Annotated in this window: 26 protein-coding genes and 1 pseudogene; 15 read left to right on the top strand and 12 right to left on the bottom strand. The window is 69.3% G+C overall.

What is annotated here, in order from left to right; translation table 11 throughout:
* Position 1 precedes the first annotated feature (1 nt).
* From DV707_RS00945 to DV707_RS00935, 3 genes are all read left to right on the top strand, one after another.
* A complete protein-coding gene (locus DV707_RS00945; protein WP_103991043.1) occupies positions 2-607 on the top strand; it encodes a protein sorting system archaetidylserine decarboxylase in 606 nt (201 codons plus the stop codon).
* A 46-nt stretch (positions 608-653) separates the two neighbouring features.
* On the top strand, positions 654-1,076 hold the full coding sequence (locus DV707_RS00940) for a hypothetical protein (RefSeq protein ID WP_103991044.1): 423 nt from the start codon (positions 654-656) through the stop codon (positions 1,074-1,076).
* 65 nt (positions 1,077-1,141) lie between these two features.
* Positions 1,142-2,257: a molybdopterin-dependent oxidoreductase gene (locus DV707_RS00935; RefSeq protein ID WP_103991045.1), complete on the top strand. Its 1,116-nt coding sequence runs from the start codon at positions 1,142-1,144 to the stop codon at positions 2,255-2,257.
* 23 nt (positions 2,258-2,280) lie between these two features.
* On the opposite strand, the gene DV707_RS00930 is transcribed toward DV707_RS00935, so the two are convergent.
* Positions 2,281-3,270: a methyltransferase domain-containing protein gene (locus DV707_RS00930; protein WP_103991277.1), complete on the bottom strand. Its 990-nt coding sequence runs from the start codon at positions 3,268-3,270 to the stop codon at positions 2,281-2,283.
* A gap of 149 nt (positions 3,271-3,419) precedes the next feature.
* Between DV707_RS00930 and DV707_RS00925 the strand changes: the two genes are divergently transcribed.
* Together DV707_RS00925 and DV707_RS00920 are read left to right on the top strand one after the other, a co-directional pair.
* A complete protein-coding gene (locus tag DV707_RS00925; protein WP_103991046.1) occupies positions 3,420-3,983 on the top strand; it encodes a TATA-box-binding protein in 564 nt (187 codons plus the stop codon).
* 21 nt (positions 3,984-4,004) lie between these two features.
* The gene (locus tag DV707_RS00920) at positions 4,005-4,382 is read left to right on the top strand and encodes a DUF7473 family protein (protein WP_103991047.1); all 378 of its coding nucleotides are present in this window, start codon (positions 4,005-4,007) and stop codon (positions 4,380-4,382) included.
* 89 nt (positions 4,383-4,471) lie between these two features.
* Here DV707_RS00920 and hisG read toward each other — a convergent pair whose 3' ends face one another.
* Positions 4,472-5,317: an ATP phosphoribosyltransferase gene (hisG, locus tag DV707_RS00915; protein WP_103991048.1), complete on the bottom strand. Its 846-nt coding sequence runs from the start codon at positions 5,315-5,317 to the stop codon at positions 4,472-4,474.
* Between the two features lie 177 nt (positions 5,318-5,494).
* Here hisG and hisB point away from each other — a divergent pair, with 177 nt between their 5' ends.
* On the top strand, positions 5,495-6,190 hold the full coding sequence (hisB, locus tag DV707_RS00910) for an imidazoleglycerol-phosphate dehydratase HisB (protein ID WP_103991049.1): 696 nt from the start codon (positions 5,495-5,497) through the stop codon (positions 6,188-6,190).
* 47 nt (positions 6,191-6,237) lie between these two features.
* Here hisB and DV707_RS00905 read toward each other — a convergent pair whose 3' ends face one another.
* Together DV707_RS00905 and DV707_RS00900 are read right to left on the bottom strand one after the other, a co-directional pair.
* Positions 6,238-7,137: a hypothetical protein gene (locus tag DV707_RS00905; protein WP_103991050.1), complete on the bottom strand. Its 900-nt coding sequence runs from the start codon at positions 7,135-7,137 to the stop codon at positions 6,238-6,240.
* Between the two features lie 177 nt (positions 7,138-7,314).
* A complete protein-coding gene (locus tag DV707_RS00900; RefSeq protein WP_103991051.1) occupies positions 7,315-8,097 on the bottom strand; it encodes a sulfurtransferase in 783 nt (260 codons plus the stop codon).
* Between the two features lie 253 nt (positions 8,098-8,350).
* Here DV707_RS00900 and DV707_RS00895 point away from each other — a divergent pair, with 253 nt between their 5' ends.
* Positions 8,351-9,217, top strand: a complete 867-nt coding sequence (locus tag DV707_RS00895; protein WP_103991052.1) for a sulfurtransferase — start codon at positions 8,351-8,353, stop codon at positions 9,215-9,217.
* 196 nt (positions 9,218-9,413) lie between these two features.
* Here DV707_RS00895 and DV707_RS00890 read toward each other — a convergent pair whose 3' ends face one another.
* The gene (locus DV707_RS00890; RefSeq protein WP_235010735.1) at positions 9,414-10,973 is read right to left on the bottom strand and encodes a stage II sporulation protein M; all 1,560 of its coding nucleotides are present in this window, start codon (positions 10,971-10,973) and stop codon (positions 9,414-9,416) included.
* A 168-nt stretch (positions 10,974-11,141) separates the two neighbouring features.
* Between DV707_RS00890 and DV707_RS00885 the strand changes: the two are divergent.
* Positions 11,142-11,758, top strand: a pseudogene (locus tag DV707_RS00885) (transcription antitermination protein).
* 285 nt (positions 11,759-12,043) lie between these two features.
* Here the strand turns inward: DV707_RS00885 and DV707_RS00880 are convergent.
* The 7 genes from DV707_RS00880 to DV707_RS18390 all read right to left on the bottom strand — a co-directional run bounded on the left by DV707_RS00880 (position 12,044) and on the right by DV707_RS18390 (position 18,480).
* Positions 12,044-12,313 carry a DUF7553 family protein gene (locus DV707_RS00880; RefSeq protein ID WP_103991054.1) on the bottom strand — a complete coding sequence of 90 codons (270 nt, stop codon included), beginning with the start codon at positions 12,311-12,313 and terminating at the stop codon, positions 12,044-12,046.
* 151 nt (positions 12,314-12,464) lie between these two features.
* Positions 12,465-13,160: an ABC transporter ATP-binding protein gene (locus tag DV707_RS00875; RefSeq protein WP_103991055.1), complete on the bottom strand. Its 696-nt coding sequence runs from the start codon at positions 13,158-13,160 to the stop codon at positions 12,465-12,467.
* A gap of 1 nt (position 13,161) precedes the next feature.
* Positions 13,162-13,977 (bottom strand): ABC transporter ATP-binding protein, encoded by an 816-nt coding sequence (locus DV707_RS00870; RefSeq protein WP_103991056.1) that lies wholly within the window; start codon positions 13,975-13,977, stop codon positions 13,162-13,164.
* Positions 13,977-15,086 carry an ABC transporter permease subunit gene (locus DV707_RS00865; protein WP_103991057.1) on the bottom strand — a complete coding sequence of 370 codons (1,110 nt, stop codon included), beginning with the start codon at positions 15,084-15,086 and terminating at the stop codon, positions 13,977-13,979. The genes DV707_RS00870 and DV707_RS00865 overlap by 1 nt, the downstream gene beginning before the upstream one ends.
* Positions 15,083-15,967, bottom strand: a complete 885-nt coding sequence (gene urtB / locus DV707_RS00860) for an urea ABC transporter, permease protein UrtB (RefSeq protein ID WP_103991058.1) — start codon at positions 15,965-15,967, stop codon at positions 15,083-15,085. The genes DV707_RS00865 and urtB overlap by 4 nt, the downstream gene beginning before the upstream one ends.
* Before the next feature lies 1 nt (position 15,968).
* Complete coding sequence (locus DV707_RS00855; protein WP_103991059.1) at positions 15,969-17,285, bottom strand: urea ABC transporter substrate-binding protein; 1,317 nt, start codon at positions 17,283-17,285, stop codon at positions 15,969-15,971.
* A 448-nt stretch (positions 17,286-17,733) separates the two neighbouring features.
* Positions 17,734-18,480, bottom strand: coding sequence for a hypothetical protein (locus DV707_RS18390; protein ID WP_160113919.1), 747 nt, complete (start codon positions 18,478-18,480; stop codon positions 17,734-17,736).
* Positions 18,481-18,827: 347 nt separating this feature from the next.
* On the opposite strand from DV707_RS18390, the gene DV707_RS00845 reads away from it, so the two are divergent.
* The 7 genes from DV707_RS00845 to DV707_RS00815 are packed head-to-tail and all read left to right on the top strand — an operon-like array spanning position 18,828 to position 24,632.
* Entirely contained in the window at positions 18,828-19,220 is a 393-nt protein-coding gene (locus DV707_RS00845) for an urease subunit beta (RefSeq protein ID WP_103991060.1), read from the top strand.
* A complete protein-coding gene (ureC, locus tag DV707_RS00840) occupies positions 19,217-20,923 on the top strand; it encodes an urease subunit alpha (RefSeq protein WP_103991061.1) in 1,707 nt (568 codons plus the stop codon). Before DV707_RS00845 ends, ureC begins: the two co-directional genes overlap by 4 nt.
* Before the next feature lie 2 nt (positions 20,924-20,925).
* Entirely contained in the window at positions 20,926-21,333 is a 408-nt protein-coding gene (locus DV707_RS00835) for an urease subunit gamma (protein WP_103991062.1), read from the top strand.
* Positions 21,330-21,953, top strand: a complete 624-nt coding sequence (ureG, locus tag DV707_RS00830) for an urease accessory protein UreG (protein WP_103991063.1) — start codon at positions 21,330-21,332, stop codon at positions 21,951-21,953. Before DV707_RS00835 ends, ureG begins: the two co-directional genes overlap by 4 nt.
* Positions 21,954-23,132, top strand: coding sequence for an urease accessory protein UreD (locus DV707_RS00825; RefSeq protein WP_103991064.1), 1,179 nt, complete (start codon positions 21,954-21,956; stop codon positions 23,130-23,132).
* Positions 23,132-23,941, top strand: coding sequence for an urease accessory protein UreE (locus DV707_RS19155; protein WP_103991279.1), 810 nt, complete (start codon positions 23,132-23,134; stop codon positions 23,939-23,941). Before DV707_RS00825 ends, DV707_RS19155 begins: the two co-directional genes overlap by 1 nt.
* Positions 23,934-24,632, top strand: coding sequence for an urease accessory protein UreF (locus tag DV707_RS00815; RefSeq protein WP_103991065.1), 699 nt, complete (start codon positions 23,934-23,936; stop codon positions 24,630-24,632). Before DV707_RS19155 ends, DV707_RS00815 begins: the two co-directional genes overlap by 8 nt.
* Positions 24,633-24,696 lie beyond the last annotated feature (64 nt).

Raw genomic sequence — 24,696 nt, 5'->3', positions numbered from 1 at the left:
GATGCGCTTCGCGCCCGGCGTCCGGCGGTTCGCGGTGCCGGCGTTCGCGGCCGCCGCGGTGCTGGCCGTCCTCGCTCCCCCACTTGCCCTCGGCGCGCTCGCACTCGGCGGCTCCGTCGCGTGGTTCTTCCGCGATCCCGAGCGCCGACCCTCCGGCCCGGGCGTCGTCTCGCCGGCCGACGGACGCGTCTCCGTCGTCCGCGAGGAGGGCGACCAGCTCCGCGTGGGCGTGTTCATGAACGTCACCGACGTCCACGTGAACCGCGCCCCGTTCGACGGCCGGGTCGAGCGCGTCACCCACCGGCCGGGCAAGCACCTGCCGGCGTTCTCGAAGGAATCGGAGCGCAACGAGCGCGTCGACGTCGACGTCGAGACCGACCAGGGGCCGGCCGAACTCTCGCTCATCGCCGGCGCGTTCGCCCGTCGGATTCACCCCTACGTCGAGGCGGGCGATGACCTCGACCGCGCCCAGCGGATCGGCCACATCGACTTCGGTTCGCGGGCGGACGTCCTCCTGCCCCCGACGTACGACCGCGAGGACCTCCTCGTCGCGGCGGGCGATTCGGTCCGCGCCGGCGAGTCGATCGTCGCCGCGCGGGAGCGGTAGTCGGTTTTTTCTCGGAACCCGCGGTAGCTGGAGCCGGAGAACACCGATGTCACTCCTCGTTCCGTCGCTCCGCCCGTCCGTGTTCCTGTACCCGCTGGGCGTCTGGGTCGCGATGGCGGTCCTCGCGGTCGCGAACGGCGCGTTCAGAGAGGTCGTCGTCATCCCCCGGATCGGCGAGTACGCGGGCCACGTGCTCAGCACGCTGCTACTCGTCGTCGCGATCCTCCTCGTCTCGGGAGCGTACTTCGCGAACACGCCGATCGAGTACACCCGGGCCGAGTTGCTCCTCGTCGGCGTCGGCTGGACGGTTCTCACCGTCGGCTTCGAGTTCCTCGTCGGCTACGTCGAGGGCGCGACGGTCAGCGAGACGGTCGCGCAGTACGACGTCCTCGCCGGCCAGGTGTGGATCCTCGTGCCGCTCACGCTCCTCGTCGCGCCGCTGCTGTTCGGGTGGGTGCTCGCGCGGTGAGCGCGGTCGGCCGGGAGCGTCCGGCGGCCGCAACGCTTCTTGCCGTGCGAGACCGTCTCACGACTATGGGAACGGGACCGGCCGCGCTCGCGGGACGCGCGCTCGACGCCCTCAGCCCGCCCCCGCGGCTCGTCGACTGGTCGCTCCTCGCGGTCGTCGTACTCGAAGCCGTCACCGGGTTCGTCTCCTTTACCGTCGGGTCGCCGTCGGGGTGGCCGATCTTCTGGCTCCACCGGATCCTCGGCCTGACGTTCCTGGCGTTTCTGGGCTTCAAACTCGTCAGAGTCCGGCATCGACTCGCTCGTCTCGCGGAGTGGCGAGCGTCCACGGTCGTGTCCGTGCTCACGCTCCTCGCGGCAGTCGGAGCGTTCGCGACGGGGATCGCCTGGGTGTTCGGCCTCGACGTTCGACTCGCCTACTGGACCCTCCTGAGCGTGCACGTCGGGTTCGGGCTGGCGCTCCTCCCGCTGCTCGCGTGGCACCTCGCCTCTCGGTTCCGGCTCCCTCGACGACGGGACTTCGAGGGACGGCGAACGACGCTCAAGTACGCGGCGTTGCTGCTCGGCGGCGGGGTGGCCTACCGGAGTCAGGAACTCGCCAACCGCGTCCTCGACACCGGCGGGGAGGACCGCCGGTTCACCGGCTCGCAGCCGCGGGAGGGTGCGGGAAACGGGAGCTTCCCGGTCACCTCCTGGGTCGCCGACGATCCCGACCCGATCGATCGGGACGGGTGGACGCTGACCGTCGCCGGCGAGGTGGAGACGTCGCCAGAGTACGCGTACGACGAACTCGCCGGCGAGAGCGGAGAGACGGGCATCACCGGCGACAGCGAGGAGGCGCTCCTGGACTGCACGAGCGGCTGGTACACCGTCCAGCGGTGGCGCGGCGTGCGCGTCGGCGACCTCCTCGAAACGGCGGGTGTCCGCGAGAGGGCGCGGTTCGTCCGGTTCGTGTCGGTGACGGGCTACCGGTGGTCGCTGCCGATCGAGGAGGCCCGCGAGGCGCTCCTCGCGACGCACGTCGGCGGGGAGCGGCTCAGCCACGGCCACGGCGCACCGCTGCGTCTCGTGGCCCCCGGCCGCCGCGGCTTCCAGTGGGTGAAGTGGGTCCATCGCGTGGAAGTTCGCCGTCGCGACGACCCCGCCCAGTGGGTCGTGACGCTTCTCAGCGGCTTCGAGTAGGTCACGGCCGCGCTCGTCGGCCGTCAGTCCGACCGGACCCGTTCCAGCACGTGGACGTGTCGCACCAGCGACCCGTGAACCCGCCGCTCGAACCGCTCTCGTACCGTCCAGCCGGCGTCTTCGGCCAGCGACTCCCAGGAGCGGTCGGCGACGAGGACGCACGCGGGGGCGACCCGCGCCGCCTCGGCGAGCGCGCCGCCGACGAGGTCGGCGAGTTCGTGTCCGGCGATCTTCGACTGCCGACCGTACGGCGCATCGAAGACGACCGCGTCGGCGACGTCGTCGGCGAAGGGGAGTTCCGTGGCGTCGCCGCGGACGACGTCCCAGCGGGAGTCGGGAAGGTAGTGATCGAGGTTCTCGGCCGCGCCGCGGGTCATCTTCCACTGGGCGTCGGAGCCGACGACCCGGGCGCCGACGAGGCCGGCCTCGATGAGGAGGCCGCCGGTACCGCACATCGGATCGAGGACCGTCGCGTCCGGGAGCGACGGGCCGGCCGCGAGGTTGACGTACGCCCGGGCGTCCATCGGGGCCATACTCCCGGGTTGGAAGAAGGGTCGGTCCGTGGGGGTGCGCGACCCGAACGCCGCGTCGCGTTCGGCGACGGCCCACCCGAGGAGGCAGACGTCCTCGGAGAAGCAGACCCGGAGTTCGTGATCGGGGTCGTCGAGGTCGACAGAGAATCCGCGGTCGACGAGCACGCCGCCGAGTTCGCGTTCGGCCTCGGCCGTGCTCGCGTCGGCCGTCGATCGGACGTTCCGGGCCCTGACCGCGACGCTGCCGGTCCGGTCGATGGACGCGGCCGTGAGGACCGCCGCGGCGTCGGAGACGGTCGCGTCCGCCCGCCCGACGAGTTCGGAGACGTGCCGCGTGTACGCGAGCGCCGGCACGCGGTCGGCCCGCACGCCGCGGGCGGTCGCGAGTCCGGGCGCGACGCGCGAGACGGCCGAGCCGGCCGCGCGCTCGGCTTCGAGCGCGGCGAGCGCCTCGTCGCCGGCTCCCCCCGCGAGTTCCAGGTAGTACACGGCCGAACCTCGTGGGGGTCGCAAATCAGCGTGTCGGATCGGGTGGAGCGTCGCCGTCTGCGGGGGAAATCCGGGCGCACCGATCGACGACCGAACGCACCAACCTTTTTAAACCTTAAATACGTCGTTTAAGTCGATATATGAGCGACCCCAAGGACACGATCAATATCGAGAACGTCGTCGCCTCCACCGGGATCGGTCAGGAGCTCGACCTCCAGAGCGTGGCGATGGACCTCGAGGGCGCCGACTACGACCCCGAGCAGTTTCCCGGCCTCGTCTATCGGACCCAGGAGCCGAAGTCGGCGGCGCTCATCTTCCGCTCGGGCAAGATCGTCTGCACCGGTGCGAAGTCGACCGACGACGTCCACGAGAGCCTCCACATCGTCTTCGAGAAGCTCCGCGAACTGCAGATCCCCGTGGACGACGATCCCGAGATCACCGTACAGAACATCGTCACCTCCGCCGACCTGGGTCGGAACCTCAACCTCAACGCCATCGCCATCGGGCTCGGATTAGAGAACATCGAGTACGAACCCGAGCAGTTCCCCGGTCTCGTCTACCGCCTCGACGAGCCCTCCGTCGTCGCGCTCCTGTTCGGGTCCGGCAAGCTCGTCATCACCGGCGGGAAGGCCCCCGACGACGCCCGCGAAGCCGTCGACGTGATCGTCTCCCGGCTGAGCGATCTCGGTCTCCTCGACGACTGACGGGTCGATCTCTTTTTATCAATGTCGGTCCCGCTACAGTCGGCCGCCAATCCGCTCGCCATCGCCGGCACGTTCGCGACGTTCGCCGTCTTCCTCTCGATCACGGCGTTCATCGCCGCCCGGAACGTCCTCGGCGACGTCCCCGTTCGCAACGCGTTTCTGGTCGGACCGGTCCCCGCGGCGATCAGCATCCTGGTCGCGACGTTCGCCGAGAGCGACCCCGTCCTGTTCGGCGGCCTGTTCGTCGCGCTCGTCCTCGACGGCGTCGCGATCGCGTACGTCTACGGGGAGTCCCGGAAACTGTCCGCCTACATCACGCTGATCCACTTCGTCGTCAGCGTCATCCTGGGGACGATCGTCTTCGGGATCTGGGCGCTCGCGACGAGCGCGCCCGCCTGACGCTTTCTGACGCCTGCGCGCCAGACACTTTCGGGCGTCCGCCAGTCTGACGCTTTCGGACATCCGCCCGTCTGAAAGACCGGGTCTGCTCACTCGACGAGCCGTTCGATCTCGGTGACCAGTATCCCGGACGCGCCGACGGCCTTCAGGTCGTTGACGACCTCGAAGACGTCGCGCTCGTCGACGACGACGTGTACCGCGACGTGGTCGTCGCCGGCGACGTCCATCACCGTCGGGCCGCCCAGTCCGGGGATGACCTCTCGGACCTCGTCGAGTTGCTCTCGGGGGACGTTCATCATCACGTAGCGCTTGTTCTCCGCGGCGAGGACCGACTCGAAGGCCGTCACCAGCTGGTCGACCTTCGGGTCGTCGGCGTGGTCGGGGTGGGCGTACAGCCGGACCGAGGATTCGAGCACCTCGTCGACGACCGCGAGGCGGTTCATCCGCAGCGTCGTGCCCGTCGAGGTGATGTCGACGATGGCGTCGGCCATCTCGACGTGGGGAGTCAGTTCGGTCGCGCCCGTGACCTCGACGACGTCGGCGTCGATCCCCTCCCGTTCCAGGTACTCCCGCGTGATCCGCGGGAACTCGGTCGCGACGCTCTTGCCCGCCACGTCGGCGGGGTCGGCGATGTCGCCCTCCTCGGGCGCGGCGAGGACGAGTCGGCAGCGGCCGAAGCCCAGGTCGACGAGTTCGACCAGGTCGCGGCCGGACTCGACGACCTGGTCGCGGCCGGTGATGCCGACCGCGGCGGCCCCGTCCCAGACGTACTCGGGGATGTCGGCCGCGCGGGCGAACAGCACGCTCACGTCGGGGTCGACGGTGTCGGCGTACAGCTTCCGGTCGGCGGCGCTCTCGATGTGGAGTCCGGCCCGTTCCAGCAGGTCGACGCTCGGATCGTGCAGGCGGCCCTTGTTGGGGACGGCGATGCGCATACCGGGACGTCACGCGCCCGGGACGTACCACTTTCGCTCGCGGCGTGGACGCGGAGTGCTGACGAGCGTCGGCCGGCGCGGCGGTGCCGCCGAAGGCGGGCCGCGGTCGGGAGACGGACACCCGACTACCGAGTACCGAGGCACAACGATCATAGGCGCGGGCGTCGACTCGCCGGTATGACCGACGCCGACGAGGAAGCCGCCGAGGGTGCCAACGACGAGGCCGTCGACGCCACCGACGAGTCCGGCGACGCCGAGAGCGAGGAACGCGGCGGCGAGGCCGCCGGAACCGACCGCACCGCGGCCGTCTCCCGCGAGACCGCCGAGACGACGATCGACGTGGCGCTTTCTGTCGACGGCGACGGCGACAGCGCCGTGGAGACGGGGGTCGGCTTCTTCGATCACATGCTCGAAGCGTTCGCCAAGCACGGCCTGTTCGACCTGACCGTCCGGTGCGACGGCGACCTGGAGATCGACGACCACCACACCGTCGAGGACGTCGCGATCGTGCTCGGCGAGGCGTTCGCGGAGGCCCTCGGCGACAAGCGCGGCATCGTCCGCTACGCCGACCGGCGGGTCCCGCTCGACGAGGCCGTCGCGGGCGTCGTCGTCGACGTCAGCGGCCGGCCGCACTTCGACTTCGAGGGGGAGTTCTCCCAGGAGACGATCGGCGACTTCACGAGCGACATAGCCCGGCACTTCGCGTACTCGCTCGCGATGAACGCGGATCTGACGCTGCACGCGGACGTGGAGGGCGTCAACGCCCACCACGAGGTCGAGGCGCTGTTCAAGGCGCTCGCGCGCGCGCTCGACGACGCGACCCGCGTGGATCCGCGCCGGAGCGACACCCCGAGCACGAAGGGGAAACTCTAGCCCGGCAGTCCGGTCCGATCGTCCGGTCCGACGTTCTCCAGGCAGTGTCAGGAGCGCGTGAGCGTGCCGTCCTCGTCGGCGAGCACGCCGCGGTCGATCGCGTGATCGACGATCCGCTCGACGTGAGCCTCGTCGAGGTCGTACGCGCCCGCCGCGAGGTCGACGACCTCGTCCCGGCGGATCGGGAACTCCCGGTTTCCGAGCAGCCGCATCACTGTCCGGAAGTCGTCGGGCTCCGCGCCGACGGCGTTCCGGTCTGAGCCCAGCGTCGTCTCCCGATTCGACGCGTCCGGAGAGGCGGTCTCGTCCGGTCCGGTCGACTCTCCGCTCGCGTCGTCCGATCCGGTCGACTCCCCGCTCGCGTCGTCTGCGACCTCCGCCCGACGCGTGCGTTCTCGCGAGTCCGAGGAACCGGACGCCTGTGCGGCGTCGGCGACGCCGTTGGCGTCCGAGTCGGCGGGAGAATCGTCGGACCCGCCCAGATCGATCTCGTCGGATTCGGCGATGTCGGTGAACCCCTCCGGCGCGTTGAACGCGCTCGGTTTGCCGGAGCCACCGGAGCTGCGGGGCGAGTCGGTCGTTCCGGAAGCGTCGGAGCCGGGCTCAGAAGCGGAGTCTTCTGCCGCCGCGTTGGCGGGCGAGGACGCCTCTTCGGGACGTACCGTCGGCTCCTCGCTCGACTGACCGGACCGCGCCGTCGGCTCCGCTGTCGACTCACCGGCGCGTTCCGTCGGCGTCGCGGTCGGGTCGGAGTCCGCGTCACCGTCGATCCCCAGCCGGTTCAAGAGCGGATCGACGACGGTTTCGAGCGTCTCCAGGCAGTCCGCACAGAGCACGACCCGGCGCTGTTCGGCCTCCGTCGGCGACAGTTCCGGCGGGAGCACCTCGTAGACGCCCGCGGCGTCGCCGCCGCAGAAGTCGCAGGCGCGGAGTTGGCGCATCGGCATAGTCGTGTCTCCGCGAGCGCGCGGATAAAACTATTCGACCCGATCGCCGATGATCTCGGTCGGTCGTCGAGGAGTCTCCAGCCGATCGCCGATCGGTCGGGGCGGCCGGGCGACGATCGGTCGGGGCCGCCAGGCGGTGGTCACGACACGCGGACGAAGTGTGGACGAGCCGAGTCCCTACGCCGTCTCGACCGGCCCGCCGCGTTCGGTCCACTCGGTCAGGCTCCCCTCGTAGAAGCCGACGTCGTCGTACCCGAGCGAGCGCAGGACGACGTACGTGTGACTGATCCGCCGGGCGGTGTTGCAGTAGAGGATCACCCGCGTGTCGGGCGTCACGCCGACGTCGCCGAGGATTGCGGTGAGTTCCGACTCGGTTTTCAGCCCGCGCGTCTCGTCGTCGACGAGTTCCCGCCAGTCGAGGTTGACCGCGCCGGGGAGGTGCCCCTCGGCGTACTCGCCGGGGTCGCGCGTGTCGACCACGACGGTCGACCCGTCGTCGAGCGCGTCGAGCACCGTCCCGTAGTCGACGAGCGGGGAGCGCTCGGGGTCGCGGATCGCGTAGTCGGTCTCCGGCGGCGACGACGACTCGCTCGTCGACTCGTGCCCGCGGTTCCACGCGCTGAAGTCGCCGTCGAGGAGGTGGAGCCGATCCGGCGGGTGGCCGTACAGTTCGGCCGTCACGAGAAAGCGCGCCGCGAAGACGCCGTGGGTGTCGTCGTAGGCGACGACGTCGTCGTCGGGGGCGACGCCGGCGGTCGAGAGCAGCGACTCCCACGCCTCAGCTCCCGGGAGCATCCCCTCGTCGCCCGCCTCGCTGCGGAACTCCGCGAAGGGGACGTTCACCGCGCCCGGGATGTGACCGATGCCGTCGAACTCCCAGGCGTCGCGGACGTCGATCACCCGTACCGCGTCGAGTCGCTCGGCCAGCCAGTCGGCCGAGACGACGACGTGTTCGTACATACCGACACCTACCGGCGGCCGACCCTTCAACGTGCGCGATCCGGCCGTCGTTCGCCCGGTGTCAGAGAAAGCAGAAAATGTTGCGTGTTGTTTCTCGGGTCCGCGGCCGTACCGCGGCCGTGGGTCCGGCGTGGGACCGCCGCGTCCTGTCAGGTTCGACTGATGGAGCAATATTCTCCGGATGTCGGGAGGACGGGCAGTACACGCCGTAGTTGTGAGGATTATAGGGGGCGGGCACGTAGAGGGTGTTGCAATGACAGACGACGGTTACGCCAAAGACGTGCTCGTGTCCCCCGAGTGGGTGGAAGACAACCTCGCGGAGTTCGAGAGCGACGATCCCGGCTATCGACTGGTGGAAGTCGACGTCGACACCGAGGCGTACGACGAGAGTCACGCCCCCGGCGCGATCGGCTTCAACTGGGAGAGCCAACTGCAGGACCAGACCAACCGCGACATCCTCGACAAGGACGACTTCGAGGACCTGCTCGGCAGCCACGGCATCTCCGAGGACTCCACCGTGGTGCTGTACGGCGACAACTCCAACTGGTTCGCCGCCTACACCTACTGGCAGTTCAAGTACTACGGTCACGAGGACGTCAAACTCCTGAACGGCGGCCGCGACTACTGGATCGACAACGACTACCCGACCACCGACGAGGTCCCGGAGTTCTCCCCCGTCGACTACACCGCGAAGGGACCGTTCGAGTCCATCCGCGCCTACCGCGACGACGTCGACCACGCCGTCGACGAGGGGCTCCCACTCGTGGACGTCCGCTCGCCCGAGGAGTTCCGCGGCGACATCCTCGCCCCGCCGGGACTGCAGGAGACGGCCCAGCGCGGCGGTCACATCCCCGGCGCGCAGAACATCTCGTGGGCGGCGACCGTCAACGACGACGGGACGTTCAAGTCCGCCGAGGAACTGAAGGAACTGTACGCCGACCAGGGCATCGACGGCTCCGAGACGACCGTCGCCTACTGCCGGATCGGCGAGCGCTCCTCGATCGCGTGGTTCGCGCTCCACGAACTGCTCGGCTACGACGAGGTCGTCAACTACGACGGTTCCTGGACGGAGTGGGGCAACCTCGTCGGCGCGCCGATCGAGACGGGCGACGCCGAGTGAGGCACCGTAACGGCTGCTGACGCACTGTTTTCTCCTCTCCGATTTTCCCGCTGACGCCTCCCAGACGGTCGAGAGAACCGCCCGCGCTACGACCGTCGACAGCGACCTGCGCTGTCGATCGCGATCGCGGTCCCGGTGCCGGTGCCGGGGGTCCGTCCGGCAGCGGCCGCCCCTGTCGGGAGGCCGTTCGTCCGCGCTACCCGCCGAGGACGAGGCTCGCGATCGCCGGCGTGAGGAACGCCTCGACGAACGCCGCGAGGACGAACAGCGGGACGAGGCCGAGCAACACCCGGTAGGCCCGACGGATCGCCGCCGCCACGTCGTCGCCGTCGCGGCGGCCCCGGAGGACGCCGAGGACGACGCCGCCCAGCCGGAGCCCCAGCGCCCCGCCGACGACGATCGCGGGGATCTCGACGATCCCGTGCGGGGCGACAAGCGCGACGAACGCGACGGGGTCGAAGACGCCGCCGATCGCGCCGACGACGAGCCCGTTGAACGCGAGCCCGACGAGCGCGGGGATCCCGACCGCGAGGCCGCCGTAGGCTAAGTCCGCGGCGACCAGCCAGTTGTTCACCGCGAGGTTGAAGAACGTCCCGAGCGGGAACGAGCCGAAGACGGAGCCGACGTCGCCGCCGATCGGTATCGACGTCCCGAGCGACGACGTCGCGCGCCACCCGACGAGGCCGCCGGCCGCGATGGTGACGAGCGACGCGAGGTTCGCGAACGGACGGTCTCGGACGAATTTCCCGACGGAGTGGAGGCCGCCGCCGAACGCCGAGCGCAACCGGTCCTCCGGCCGGGAGACGTCGGTAGCCGGGAGTTCCCGTTCGGCGTACAGCGCGGTCTTGAACCCGTCGACGACCGGAGGCAGGAGTACAGCCCCGACGAGTGCCGTCACCCGTGTCGCGCCGAAGGCCGCGGCCGAACCGCCGATCGAACCGGAGACGACGAGCGCGCCGAACGCGACGGCGACGTAACCGAGCGCGTCCCACGGTCGACGGAGGGGAAAACGGACGCTCCGTCGGACCGCCTCGACCGCGCCCACGTCGTCGACGACGACCGCCTGCTCGGCGAACGCGAAGAGGACGAAGACCGCGGCGACGAGCAGCGCGCCGACGAGGAGGCCGAACAGGAGCGCGAGTGCGCCGGCTCCCAGCGCCGCCCAGGAGGGCGCCGTTCCGGCCGTCGACACGGACGCCACCGCGCTGGTGAGATAGCCGCCGACGGCGGCGAAGAAGCCGACGATCGGGAGGGCGACGGCCGCGAGCGCGACGAACAACAGCAGCCGGACGCCGAGGATCGACCGCCAGTACCGACGCGCGCCGTCGACCCCCGCGCGAACGCCGTCCTCGTCGCGGAGGAGGCCGTACAGGCCGCCGACGGCGGCAGCGTTGCCGACGGCCGAGACGAGAACCGCCAGGAGCAGCGAGAGGAATCCGCCGACGGCGACGAGCGCGATCGTCTCGGGCGTCAGCAGGCCGGCCACCGCCTCACCCAGTTCGGGGGCGACCCGTTCGACGTCGGTCGCGTCGGGGGCGGTCGGCGCCGACTGCTCTCCCAGTCGCCGGAGCGCATCGACGAACGGTTCGAGCCGACCGGCGGCCGCGAGGTACCAGACCGCGAGCAGGCCGGCGAGGAGGAACGGGACGCGGGCGATGCCGTACAGCCCGGAGACGAGCAGGTACAGCGGAATCACCGACGCCGATCGCTCCCAGAGCAACCGGCCGCCGGTTCGGAGGGCGGTGGAGGGGTTCACGCCCCGGAGTTCTCGATCCGCGAGCAAAGACCTTCGGGGCGTCGGGGCGAGCCGTGCGGCGCGTCGAGGGGGCCGACGGAGTGAGCTGTACGGCGCGTCGAGGGGGGCCGACGGACCGAAACGACCCGGGTCGATGCCTACAAGCGACGGGGCACCGAACGAGCGGGTATGAACGGATCCGACCTCGCAGCCGAACTGCGTGACGATCACGAGACGGCCTTCTCCCGGCTGGGTTCCTCGAAGGCGATGTACGCCCTCACCGGCGGCGAGATGGACGGCGAGTCCGTCCGCGCGGCGGCCGCGGAAGACGCGCTCGCGCTCGCCGAGACGCTCGATTCGTGGGTCGACGACGCGGGTTCGGCTGCGGCGGCCGACCTGTTCGCCGACCTGGCCGAGGCGTCCCGCGAGCACGCCGCGGACGTCGCCGACGACCCCGAACTCGGGGGAAGCCGCGGCTGTACGACGCGCTCGCCGCACAGGAGTCGACCCCCGCCCGACTCGGCGGCCTCCTCGGTCGCTACCTCGTCGCCGGGGAGCACGCCGGGCAGATGGTCGGCTTCTTCGTCGGCGACGCCGATCCGATGGCCGCCGACGACTTCCGCGGCCTCCGCTCGGCGCTGGAGGACGAACGCGAGCGCGTCGTCGACGCGCTCGAAGACGGGTGCGCGTCCGAGAGCGACTGGGAGACCGCTCGCGACGCCGCCGACGCGGTGATCGAGGCCGCCTACGAGGACTACGTCGAGACGCTCGAATCGATGGGAATCAAGCCGAAGAACGTCTGCTGAGCCGCCCCAGCGCACAGATCTACTCCCGGAGGGGATCCACTACCGGTGAGGTCCACTACCGGAGAGTGTTCACTCGATGACAGCGGTGCCGCTCGACCGGAGCCGTCGGTCCACAGAGTACGGGTTCGATCCACAGAGTACGCGGTCGGATCGGTGGCCGCCGGGTCGGTAGCGGTGACCGACACCGACGCACCGACCCTGTGAACCGTTCGCAATCTCCACCCGAAATGAAGGGGTTCGAGTCCCCAGACCGGCGAAAATCGAACGACGGGCGTCGGTCAGTCGTCAGACGCCCTCGACTCCCTCGCGGAACTCCGAGACCTTCGCTCGGGCGTCGACGACCGCCTCGTGGGCCGTGCCGTCGGTCGCCTCGGCGAGTTCGGCGAGGGCGTTCATGTGACGGGCCAACCGGCCGTGGTCGGGCTTTCGGTCCCGCGCCGCGAGCGTCGCGAGCGCGTCGGACTGCTCGTAGATTCGCCGCTGGACGTCGCCGTCGGCGGCTTCGGAGGCGTCCCGGAGTCGCTGGCTGGCCGCTTCGAGGAGTTCGTGTGACATACCTCAGAACACGCCAGCGACCCGCAAAACGTTTCCCACTCGGCGGGACGGGTCGCCGGAGGTTGGAGCCGGACTGCAGTCCGGAGCGCCACGGCGCGTGGGTGTTCGATCCGGAAAAGGCCGACTCGGCGAGCGCCGGCGGCTCTCGCGCTCAGACCGCCAGGAAGTCGGCGAGGCGGTCGTCGGTCAGTTCGCCCGCGCCGAGTTCGTCGACGATCGTCCCGCGTTCGATCGCGTAGCAGCGGTCCGACATCGCCTCGATGACGCCGAGGTTCTGCTCGACGAACAGGACGGTGATCCCGAGATCGTCGCTGATCTCGGGGATGTCCCGCTGGATCTGCTGGACGATCGACGGCTGAATCCCCTCGCTGGGTTCGTCGAGCAACAGGAGGTCCGGGCTCCCGACGAGCGCGCGCGCGATCGCGAGCATCTGCTGTTCGCCCCCGCTCATCGATCCCGCGCGCTGGTCGGCGCGCTCCTCTAAGATCGGGAAGTAGTCGTACACCGTCTCGTACAGCAGCTCCTCGGAGGTCTCGTTGATCGCCTCCCCGACGAGCAGGTTCTGCTCGACCGTCAGGTCCGGAAACACGTCGCGGCTCTGCGGGATGTAGCCGATGCCCGCCCGCGCCCGCTCGTCCGCGCTCCAGCCGGTGACGTCGGTCCCGTCGTACTCGATCGACCCCGCCGAGGGGTCGAGCAGCCCGACGAGAGCCTTCATCAGCGTCGTCTTTCCGACTCCGTTCTTTCCGATGACCCCGACGATCTCGCCGCGGTCGACCGTCAGATCCACGTCCCGGAGGATCGGCGTCTCGCCGTACCCGACCGTGAGGTCGCGACAGGTGAGCATCTCAGGTCTCCCCCAGGTAGATCTCGCGGACCTCCTCGTCGGCGCGTATCTCGTCGATGTCTCCCTCTCGGAAGATCGAGCCCTGATTCAACACCGTCACCCGATCTGCGATCCGATCGACGAAGTCGATGTCGTGTTCGATCACGATGAGCGTCATTCCTTCTTCGTTGAGTTCCGTAACCAGCGTCGCGATCTCCTCTCGCTCCTCGATCGAAAGCCCGGCGACCGGTTCGTCGAGCAACAGCAGCGAGGGGGACAGCGCGGCCGCCATCCCGATTTCGAGCCGCTGTTGCTGGCCGTGTGAGAGGTCCGAAGCCGGCGTCTCGCGCTCGTCTAAGAGACCCACGCGGTCGAGCGCCTCGGCGATGGGTTCCGAGAGGTCGCCGTCGCCCGTCCGCTGGAGCGGCAACCGGACGTTCTCGGCGGCCGAGAGCGAATCGAACACCGACGGGGCCTGGAACTTGATCCCGATGCCCCTGCGGACGCGCTCGTGGGAGCTGAGTTCGGTCACGTCGATCCCGTCGTAGTAGATCCGCCCCTCGGTCGCCTCGTGGCGGCCGGTGACGAGCTTCAGCATCGTCGATTTCCCGGCCCCGTTGGGACCGATGAGACACCGGAGCTCCCCCTCGTCGATGCCGAAGTCGACGCTGTCGATGGCGGTGAGGCCGCCGAACCGCTTGGTGAGCCGTTCGGTTTGCAGGATCGTGTCCGTGTCGGGGCCCGTCGCTTGCCCCGCGGGCGTCTTGCGGACGCCCGGATCCGTCCGCGAGGACACGGCGTCCGCGTCCGCCTCGGAGGCATCGTACTCCGAGGACATCACTGGACCTCCTCCCGCGCGCCCGCGGTCGCGTCGTCGATCTCGTCGCTCGCCTCACCGTGCGTCTCGACGAACGCGACGCCCTTCCGGTGAACGTACGGAACGATGCCCTCGGGCAGGAAGAGCACGACGCCGAGCAGCAGCAGCCCGACGACGACGAGGGCGTACTCGCTCCCGGTGATCGCGAGTTGCTGGCGGAACCACTCGATCGCGACGGTCGCGAGGACCGCGCCCAGCAGGGACTCGCGGCCGCCCACCGTGACCCACACGACGGGGAACGTCGCGAACGCCAGCGAGAACACCGACGGGTCGATGTAGTTCCCCCAGGAGGCGTAGAGGACGCCCGAAAGGCCGGCGAGCGCACCGCCGAGGGTGAACACCGCGAGCTTCACGCGGCGGACGTCGTACCCGAGCATCTCGACGCGGTCCTCGTCCTCGCGAACGCCGACCATCGCGTAGCCGAACCGGCCGTTGACCAGTATCCGCAGGCCCAGATACGACGCCACGAGCACGGCCAGCACCAGCCAGTAGAATGTCTCACCGCTGAACGACATCGCGGCCTCGCCGATACCGAGGGCGATGTTCGGAATCCCCGGCATCCCGTTGAACCCGCCGAGCGCCGCGTCGCCGATGGCCCATTCGCTCCCGGCCGTCTGCGCCATGAACGTCGCCATCACGATCGTCGAGACGAGCGTGATGATGGTGACGAAGACGCCGGTGACGCGCCCGTAGAACATGAAGTACCCGAGCAGGAACGCGACCAGGGTCGCGATCGCCACCGCGATCGGGATCGCGGCCATAATGCCCAGCGTGCTGTCGACGTTGAGCGTCACGATGCCGAACGTGTAGCCGGCGAAGCCGAGGAAGACGACCTGGCCGAAGCTCAACACGCCGGTGTATCCCCACACGATCGACAGCGAGAGCGCCAATACACCGTAGAGCAGGAACAGCGCCGTGTTCCCCGCCTGGTAGCTGCCGACGATCAGCGGGTAGACGACCGCGGCGCCGAGGGCGACCGCGAAGCCGATCCAGAACCCGCGGGAGTTTCCGATGGTGTTCGGCCCTTCGAGCGGATCCCGAAGCCGATCGAACGCGTCGATCGCGCTCACGACGAATCACGCTCCCGGCGCTCGCGGAAGTCCTCGACGACGCCCGAGAGGCCTGCGGGCAGGAACCGGAGGAGCAGAATCGCGACGAGCAGTAGCGCGACTTGCCCGATGAACGTCCCGTAGAGGTTCGTGAACAGCGCGCTGACCGCTCCGAGGACGCCGCCGGCGAGGGTCGTGCCGATCAGCACGGACCCCCCGCCGGTGACGACCGCGACGAACGCCTCGACCAGGAACGACGACCCCATTCCGGGGACGACCGACATCGCGGGCGCGTACAGCGCGCCGGTCAGTCCGGCCAACCCGGACCCGACCGCGAACGTCGCGCTGTACATCCGGTCGGTGTCGACGCCCATAGCGCGCGCCGTGTCGGCGTCCTGAATGGTCGCTCGCGCTCTGACCCCGAACTCGGTCCGGGTGAACACCACGTACGCCCCGAGGAGGACCGCCAGGGCGATGGCCGAGAGCAACACCCGGTACGTCGAGTACGAGAACTCCCCGTACTGGATCGCACCGAACGGCATCCCGATGCCCGAGAGGGAGTTCCCGAAGACGATGCGTACCGCCTGCGTGATCGCGAGGCCGAGGGCCCAGGTCGCCACCATCGAGTCGAGGGGGCGGTCGTAGAGCCGCTTGACGATCGTACGCTCCAGCAGGAGGCCGATGCCCGCGGTCACCAGCACGCCGACGAGTATCGCGGCCACGAGCGGGAGCCCCGCGTTGGCAGCCAGCGTGGTGCCGTAGGCCCCGATCATGATGAACTCGCCGTGTGCGAGGTTGATCACGCCCATCATCCCGAAGATGACCGCCAGTCCGATCGCTGCCAGCACGATGAACGCGAAGCTGTCGAGGAACTGGAATGTGAGGTTCACCCCGTTTATCATCTCACCCCGCCTCCTCGTAGAAGTCCTGCGGCGTGTACTGCGTCTCCTCGTCTTCGGCGGTGAGGTCGCAGCCGACGGTCTCAGAGAGGAACTGCTCGGGGATCACCCGGTCGTCGACGGCCTCGACGTTGTGCTCCTCGTCGGCCCGCATCACCCACATGTGGTGATCGACGTGGTGGGTCTCGGGGACGAGACTGATCTCCTCGCCCTCCGGCGCTTCGGGCGCCGGGTGCGTGATGCCGGACTCCAGCGCCGACTTGACCTCCTCCTGGTCGGTCGTTCCGGCCTGCTCGACCGCCTGTTTGTACATGTAGATGGAGAAGTAGTTGTTCTCGGCCTCCTCGTTGAGGTACGGCGCGTCGGGCCACATCTCGAAGTAGCGGTCGACGAATCCCCCCTCCTCGGTGTTCCGCGTCGTCGGGACCTCTTCCATATAGTTGACGCCGGCGTAGATGTTCGCCATCGCGGGCGGCTCGAGCCGGCGGTGTTCGTAGCCCTGTGCCATCGCCGTCGAGGTCCCGATGGGAACGTCGAGTCCCGCAGAGGCCTTCTGCTCGTAGAACGAGGTGTGGTTCGCCCCGACGAGCATCGACATCACGAGGTCGGGTTCTGCGCCCTGGATGTTGTTGATCGTCGACCCGAAGTCGGTCTCGGACAGCGGGATGAACTCCTCGCCGATCACCTCGGCGTCGTTCTCGTCGGCGAGCACGCGCACCCAGTCGGCCGAGAGCTGCCCGAAGTTGTAGTCGGCCGCGATAGTGTAGATCCGCGGGCCGAACTCCTCGACGAGGTACGGGAGCACACTCCCGAGCTGCTGGCGGGCGGTCGGCCCGACCGCGAAGGTGTTGTGGTCGCAGACGCCGCCCTCGTACTGGGTGGTGTAGAAGTACAGCTGGTCCTCGCGGTCGATGATCGGCCGGATCGCCTCCCGGGTCGCCGAGGAGTACCCGGCCCACAGGGCGTCGACCTCCTCCTGCTGGATCGCCTGCTCGGTCAGTTGCTGGTAGCGCTGGTTGTCCGACTGCGGATCGGGATCGAACACCTCGATCTCGCGACCGTCGATGCCGCCGTCCTCGTTGATCTCCTCGATGGCCAGGAGCGAGGCCTTGTGCTTCGGGTCACCGACGAGCGCGAAGTTGCCCGACCGGTCTTCGAGGATCCCGATCGTGATCGGGTCGTCGCCGCTGGCGGTCCCCGTCGTCCCGCCGCCGCTGGCGGAACACCCGGCGACGGCCGCCCCGGCGATCGTCGCCCCGGTCGCTAAGAATCCGCGACGGGTCGTCGACCGCTCGGCGGCGTTCCGCTGCTTCCGACTCATACCGAATCGCCTCCAGAAATACCCGAAGTGAGAGAGATAATGCGTTCATCGCTGGTGCACCGTTTTTCTTTTCCGAGGTCAGCCAAACGTTCGTTCATTATTTCTCGACAGGCAGTTCGATCCGGAGGAAATTGAAAAACCTTTCCAACTGTATATTAAGATTCGTTTCACCATAGGGTACAATATAAGGACGTAAGCTTGAGGTTCTGAATGTGAATCCGCCTAATATCTTTACAAGAGCAAAATTCCCGTCGAGAACCGGGAACGCAAAGACAAACAGATGACACGATGCGCTCGGCGACACCCTCCCGCGGTCCGGCCACTGCCGACGCTTCCGGAGTCGTGAGCAGACGGAACTGGTCGATCGCACGAGAACACAGGAGCATCTGGAACGGACCGTTCAGGTGGCCGCCGGAACGGGAGCGGTCACACCGAACTCCGAGACACCTCACAGCAGCCCGAGGAGCATCCAGGCGGCGAAGCCGACGACCGTGAGACCGGCGACGGTCCGAGCGACGCCCGCCGTCCGCGCGTCGACGCTCACGACCCCGAAGAGTGCGCCGACGCCCGCGCCGACGAGACTCATCGCGCCGACGATGGCGACCGCATACGCCGCGACGGCGAGCGCGACGACGTCGCCGCCGTGGGTGGGAAACAGCGTCGACGCGAAGACGATCATCGACATCGGCGGCGAGAGGGTGAACAGCGCGCCGACGACGCCCGTCCGCAGGTACGTTCGGACGCCGTGGTCGTGATCGCCGCTCTCGTGTGGGTGGGTGTGGCCCCAACCGCCGTGAACGTGGAAGTGGCTGTGTGCCGAATCGTGGCTGTGAGACACGCTCTCGTGATCGTGGGTAACCGCTTCGTGTCCGTGGTCCCGGAGCAACGCCCGGAGGCCGCTGCCGGCCGTCGCGACGCCCAGTACGCCGAGCAGCGCGACGACACCGACCGTTCCCACGGCGTCGAGGACGGCCGGGAACGACGTGCGTCCGAGGAGGAGATAGCCGATCCCGAGCCAGAGGACCACGAGCGCGACGTGGCCGAGGCTGAAACACGCGCCCGCCAGCGCCGACAGTCTGGAGTCGCCGTAGCGGCTCGTGAGCGAGGAGATGCCGGCGACGTGGTCGGGTTCTATCGCGTGCGTCGCACCGAGCACCGCAGCGGTCGCCATCGCCCCGTAGACGGCGCTGCTCATCCACGCACCACGTCCCAGGCTGTCGTGCGAACGGATCGTTCGATCGAATTCATCACCTCAAGCTGCGCGAACGGCTACAAAGTATGTTTTCTGACCCGCAATATTCACCAGAGTTGGAACTGAAACCATTAGAAGTGCCTGTTCGTAATATTACTTTCTGACATATCTTCGAAAAAATCACGTATGTCCCATCATACACTATATAGACACAAATAAGCAATTTTCAATCGGATAGATTGCGATTTTTTCATCTAACCGGGCGTATTTATCGAGGACCGACGACGCATCGGGTAGATGCAGCACGAACGAATCGCAGCCGACGAACCGGCCGTATCGGAGGGAGCACCGTGAGCGACGGCGAACTCACACCGGGGGAGGTCCGCCCGGGCGACGGCACCGTCACGATAAACGAGGGGCGCGAGACCGCGACCGTCGACGTCGCGAACACCGGCGACCGTCCGGTCCAGGTCGGCTCGCACGTTCACTTCTTCGAGGCCAACGCCGCCCTGGAGTTCGACCGCCGGGCCGCGTTCGGTAAGCGCCTGAACGTCCCCGCCGGGACGGCAACGCGGTTCGAGCCGGGGGACCGGACGACCGTCGAACTCGTGGCCATCGGCGGTAAGGGACGGGCCGTCGGGATGAACGACCTCGTCGACGGGAGCGTGGCGGACGGCGTCGACGAGGCGGTTCGGCGCGCTCGCGAGGCCGGGTTCGGGGACACGGGGGGCGGAGAGTCGTGACGCGCGAGCTCGACCGCGAAGACTACGCCGAACTGTACGGGCCGACGACGGGCGGACAGGTCCGCCTCGGCGACACGGAGTTGTTCCTCGAAGTCGAGCGCGACCTCCGGACGCCCGGCGACGAGGCCGTCTTCGGCGGCGGCAAGACGCTGCGCGACGGGATGGGAATGGCCCCGGGAGCGACCAACGAGGAGGGCGCGCTCGACTGGGTACTGACGAACGCCATCGTCCTCGACCCGGTCGCGGGGATCGTCGCCGCCGACGTGGGGATCCGGGACGGAGAGATCGCGGGCATCGGCAAGGCCGGGAACCCCGAAACGATGGACAGCGTCGATATGGTGGTCGGTCCCGGTACCGACGCCTACCCCGCCGAGGGGAAGATCGTCACGCCCGGCGGGCTCGACATCCACGTCCACTTCAACTCCGGGCAACTGGTCGAGCACGCGCTGGCGTCCGGCATCACGACGATGCTCGGCGGCGGCTACGGCGGCGGGGCGACCACCTGTACGCCCGGGCCGCGGAACATCGAGCAGTTCCTCCGCGCCGCCGAGGAGTGGCCGGTGAACGTCGGCTTCTACGCGAAGGGGAACGCCTCCCGACCGGGGCCGCTCCGCGAGCAACTCGAAGCCGGCGCGTGCGGGCTGAAACTCCACGAGGACTGGGGCTCGACGCCGAAGGCGATCGACACGGCGCTCTCGGTCGCCGACGAGGAGGACGTCCAGGTGTGTATGCACACGGACACGCTGAACGAGGCGGGCTTCCTGGAGAACACGCAGAGCGCGATCGACGGCCGGACGATTCACCTGTTCCACATCGAGGGGGCCGGCGGCGGCCACGCGCCGGACATCATGGCCGCCGTCGGCGATCCGAACGTCCTGCCCTCCTCAACGAACCCCTCTATTCCCTACACGGTCAACACGTTCGACGAGCACCTGGACATGGTGATGGTGTGTCACCACCTCAGCCCCGACGTGCCCGAGGACGTCGCCTTCGCGGAGTCCCGTATCCGCGCGGAGACGATCGCCGCCGAGGACGTCCTCCACGACGAGGGCGCGATCTCGATGATGACCACCGACTCCCAGGCGATGGGCCGGATGGCGGAGCTGATCTGTCGGACCTGGCAGATGGCCTCGAAGATGAAGAGCCAGCGCGGCTCCCTGCCCGAGGACGAGGGCAGCGACGCCGACAACCACCGGATCAAGCGGTACCTCGCGAAGTACACGATCAACCCCGCGATCTCCGCGGGGATCGACGACTACGTCGGCAGCCTCGAACCCGGGAAACTGGCCGACCTCGTCGTCTGGGACCCCGCGTCGTTCGGGATCAAACCCGAGATCACGTTCAAGGGCGGGTTCCCCGCCTACTCGGAGATGGGCGAAGCCAACGGCTCGCTCATGACCTGCGAGCCGCTCAAACAGCGCCCCAGAGCCGGCGCGATGGGCACGGCGGTCCAGGCGAACACGCTCGCGTTCGTGAGTCCGGCGGCCGCCGAGGCCGGCGTGGGCGAGACGTACGGTCTCGACACCGACGTCGTCCCGGTATCCGGCACCCGGACGGTCGAGAAGTCGTCGATGCACTACAACGACTACTGCCCCGACGACGTCGAGATCGACCCCGAGACGTTCGAGGTGCGAGTCGACGGCGAGGTCGTCACCTGCGAACCGGCCGAGGAACTGCCGCTCACCCAGCGGTACATGCTCTGAGAATGAATCTGACACCCAAAGACGAAGAACGCCTGACGGTCTTTCAGGTCGCAGAGCTCGCGCGACGCCGCAAGGAGCGCGGCGTCGCGCTGAACCGCCCCGAGACGATCGCCTACATCTCCGATTGGATGTTCGAGCGCGCCCGCGAGGGCTGGACCGTCGCGGAGATCCGCGCGGAGGCGACCCAGCTCCTGGGCACGGACGACGTGATGGACGGCGTGCCCTCGATGATCGATACGATCCAGGTCGAACCCGTCTTCCCCGACGGGACGAAACTCGTGACCGTCCACGACCCCATCCGGACCGAGACCGCCCGGAATCCCGGCGCGGGCGGGGACGGGACGCGGGAGACCGACGGAGGCGACGACCCCGCGAACGAAGGGACGGCGGCGGGCGGTGAGAGCGCGTGAGCCTCACGCACCGCGACGTCGCGACCGTCGGGATCGGCGGCCCGGTCGGCTCCGGCAAGACCTCGCTCGTCTCCGAACTGGTCCCGGAACTCCGCGAGCGCGGCCTCGACGTGGGCGTCATCGCGAACGACATCCTCACCCAGGAGGACGCCGACGCGCTCCGCGAGCGGTTCGCGGGGCTCGTCCCCAAGGACCTGGTCGCGGGCGTCGAGACCGGCGCGTGTCCGCACACCGGGATCCGCGAGGACCCGTCGATGAACCTCGCGCAGGTCGACGACTTCCTCGCAGAGCACCCCGACCTGGACCTCGTGCTCGTCGAGAGCGGCGGCGACAACCTCGCGGCGACGTTCAACCCGGAACTGGCGGACTACTCGCTGTACGTGATCAGCGTCGCGGAGGGCGAGGACATCCCCCGTAAGCGCGGTCCGGGCGTGGTCGAGTGCGACCTGCTGGTGATCAACAAGACCGACCTCGCGCCGCACGTGGGCGCCGACCTCGACGCGATGGAGCGCGACGCCGAGGCGGTCCGCGACGGCCCGTTCGTCACCACGAACTGCAAGACGGGGGAGGGCGTCGAAGACGTCCTCGAACATATCCACAAAGGAGTGCTGTTCGCGTAGATGGCCGCCGAGACGACGGGCGACGAGCCTACCGAATCGGGCGGTGACGGGCGGCTCGAACGCGGCCGCGACGGGAGCGACGACGGAGGCGGGGCGCGGAGCGGTGCGGCCCGGACGACGCCGAACGGGTCGCTGCCGACGCATCCGGCGTTCGAGCGGTACGAGACGGAATCGGTCCCCTCCGTCGGGGTGGGGAGGCCGGGGAAATCCGGCGAACTGGACCTCTCGTTCGCGGTCGCCGACGGCACGACGCGGCTGGTCCGCGACTACGCCCGCGTCCCCTTTCACGTCTCGGGGACGCTGGGGCACGATCCCCATCCCCGGGGAGAGACCGTGTACGTCCAGTCGCCGTCGGGCGGGATCGCACAGGGCGACCGCCACGACGTCTCGATCACGGCGGGCGAGGACGCGATCGCGCACGTCTCGACCGGGAGTTCGACGAAGGTGCTCTCGATGGAACACAACTACGGCGGCGTCGAGGTCTCGCTCCGGGTCGGACCGGGTGCCCACCTGGAGTACGTCCCCGAACCGCTGATCCTCCACGCCGACGCGCGCTACTGTCAGGGGGTTTCCGTCGACCTGGCGTCCGACGCCAGCGCGATCCTCGGGGAGGTCGTCGTCCCCGGCCGCCTCGCCCGGGGCGAGCGGTTCGAGTTCGACCGGTACGCCTCCCGCCTCCGCGCCTATCGGGAGGGGCGGCTCACGGTCGCCGACGACGCGCACCTCTGTCCCGCCGAAAACGACCCCTCAGCCCCCGGCGTTCTCGGGGAGTTCGACGTGTACGGAACGCTCTACGTGTTGACGCCGGACCCGGAGGCCGTCGACGAATCGGAGACGGACGCGCCGGAACCCGCGGCACTCTCGGATACGCTTCACGAGGCCGTGACCGGCCGGGTGGCCGACGGGGGTGGCACTGACGGCGGTGGCGGGGGTGACGGCGACGACGCCGCCGGCAGCGACGTCGAGGGCGGCAGTAGCGACGTCGAAGGCGACAACCGCGACGCCGGCGGCGGCGACCCCGTCGCGGCCGGCGCGACCGCGCTCCCGAACGGAGCCGGCGTCGCGGTGCGAGCGCTCGGCGACCGGGCGGACGCCGTCAGCGGCGCGTTACGCGCCGCGTGGTCGGCGGCGCGGATCGAACTCGTCGGGGCGGAAGCGGCCCCGCGGAGGAAGAACTGATGCTGCTCGCGGACACCTACCTGGGCCACCGCGACGAGGTCGACATAGACCCCGCCGACGCTCGCTCGGTGACGCTGACCGACGAGGAGCGCCGGCGCTCGCGCGTGCGGACGACCACCGACGACGGGACCGACCTCGGGATCGTCGTCGGCGAAATCCTCGGCGACGGCGACGTGCTCGCCACCGGGGACGGATCGCCAGTGCTCGTCTCGCTCGCGTCCGCGACCGCCCTCGTCGTCGACCTCGGCGACGCCGCCGACGCGGAGCTCACGGCCGCGGTGGCGCTCGGTCACGCGGCCGGGAACCGCCACTGGGACCTCGCGATCGACGGCGACTGCGCGTACTTCCCGGTGACCGAGGACCGAGAGCGGATGGAATCCGAGGTCGGACCGCACCTCCCGGCCGGCGCGACGATCCGGTACGACACCGTCTCGCCGGCGCTGTTCGACGACGGCTCGGCCGGCGCACAGCCCGCTGTGACGGACCACACGCACTCGGGGGCAGGCGGCGGCCATAGCCACGACCACGACGACGGGCACGGTCATAGCCACGGACACAGTCACAGCCACGACGAAGCCGAACACGGGCACGATCATAGCCACGAACACAGTCACGACCACGACGGAGACGAACACGGGCACGATCAGACCCACAATCACGACCACGGCCACGGACACAGTCACGGCCACGACGAGGAGGAACGCAGCGGCGACGACGATCACGGTCACCGCTACGTCCTCGAACACGGGCACGGCCGCGGTCAGGACGGCGGTGGCGGGACCGTACCGGAGGACGCCACCGATGAGTGACGGCGAGACCGCCTCGCTCGCGGCGTTCAGACTCGCCGACTCGGCGCTCCCCGTCGGGACCGACAGCGTGTCCTACGCCGTAGAGCAGTTCGCCGCCGAGGACCGCGTGACCGACGCCGACGACCTGCGGGACCTCGTCGAGACGTACCTCCGGCGGCAGTTCGGCCCGGGAGACCTCGTCGCGCTCCGCCACGCCCACGAGGCGGCCGCCGGTCCCGACCCGGACCTCTCGGGCGTCGTCGCGGCCGACCGGCGGCTGACGGCGGCGACGACGAGCGCGGAGTTCCGCGAGTCGAGCGAGCGGACCGGCGAGCGCCTGCTCGCGCTCCAGTCCGACCTCCGAGACGACGACCTCCTCGACGCCTACGCCGACCGTCTCGGAAGCGACGCGCCGGGGAACTACGCCGCGGTCCTGGGGGTCGTCGCGGCGCGCGAGGACGTGCCGGTCCGAGAGGCCTGTCTCGTCGCCTGCCACGAGTTCGCGACCGCGCTGTCGCAGGCCGCCCAGCGGCTCTTCGGCATCAGCCACACCGACCTCCAGCGGACCGTCGACGACCTCCGCCCGGCGATGGTCGACGCCGTCGACGACAGCGCCGGCCGCTCCCTCGCGGAGATGGAGCCGTTCGCCCCGCTCGTCGACGTGCTCTCGGCCCGGCACGAGCGCGCCGACCGTCGGCTGTTCCTCAGTTGAGCGCCGCCGGCTACGAACCGGCCGTCTGGCTGCACACCGGCCGGGCGACCGCACGACCGACCGC

Origin of the sequence: Halobellus limi (assembly GCF_004799685.1) — an archaeon.
GTDB classification, from domain to species: Archaea; Halobacteriota; Halobacteria; order Halobacteriales; family Haloferacaceae; genus Haloquadratum; species Haloquadratum limi.
The sequence above is the reverse complement of the archived record's forward strand: the minus strand, read 5'-3'. Positions and strand labels throughout refer to the sequence as shown.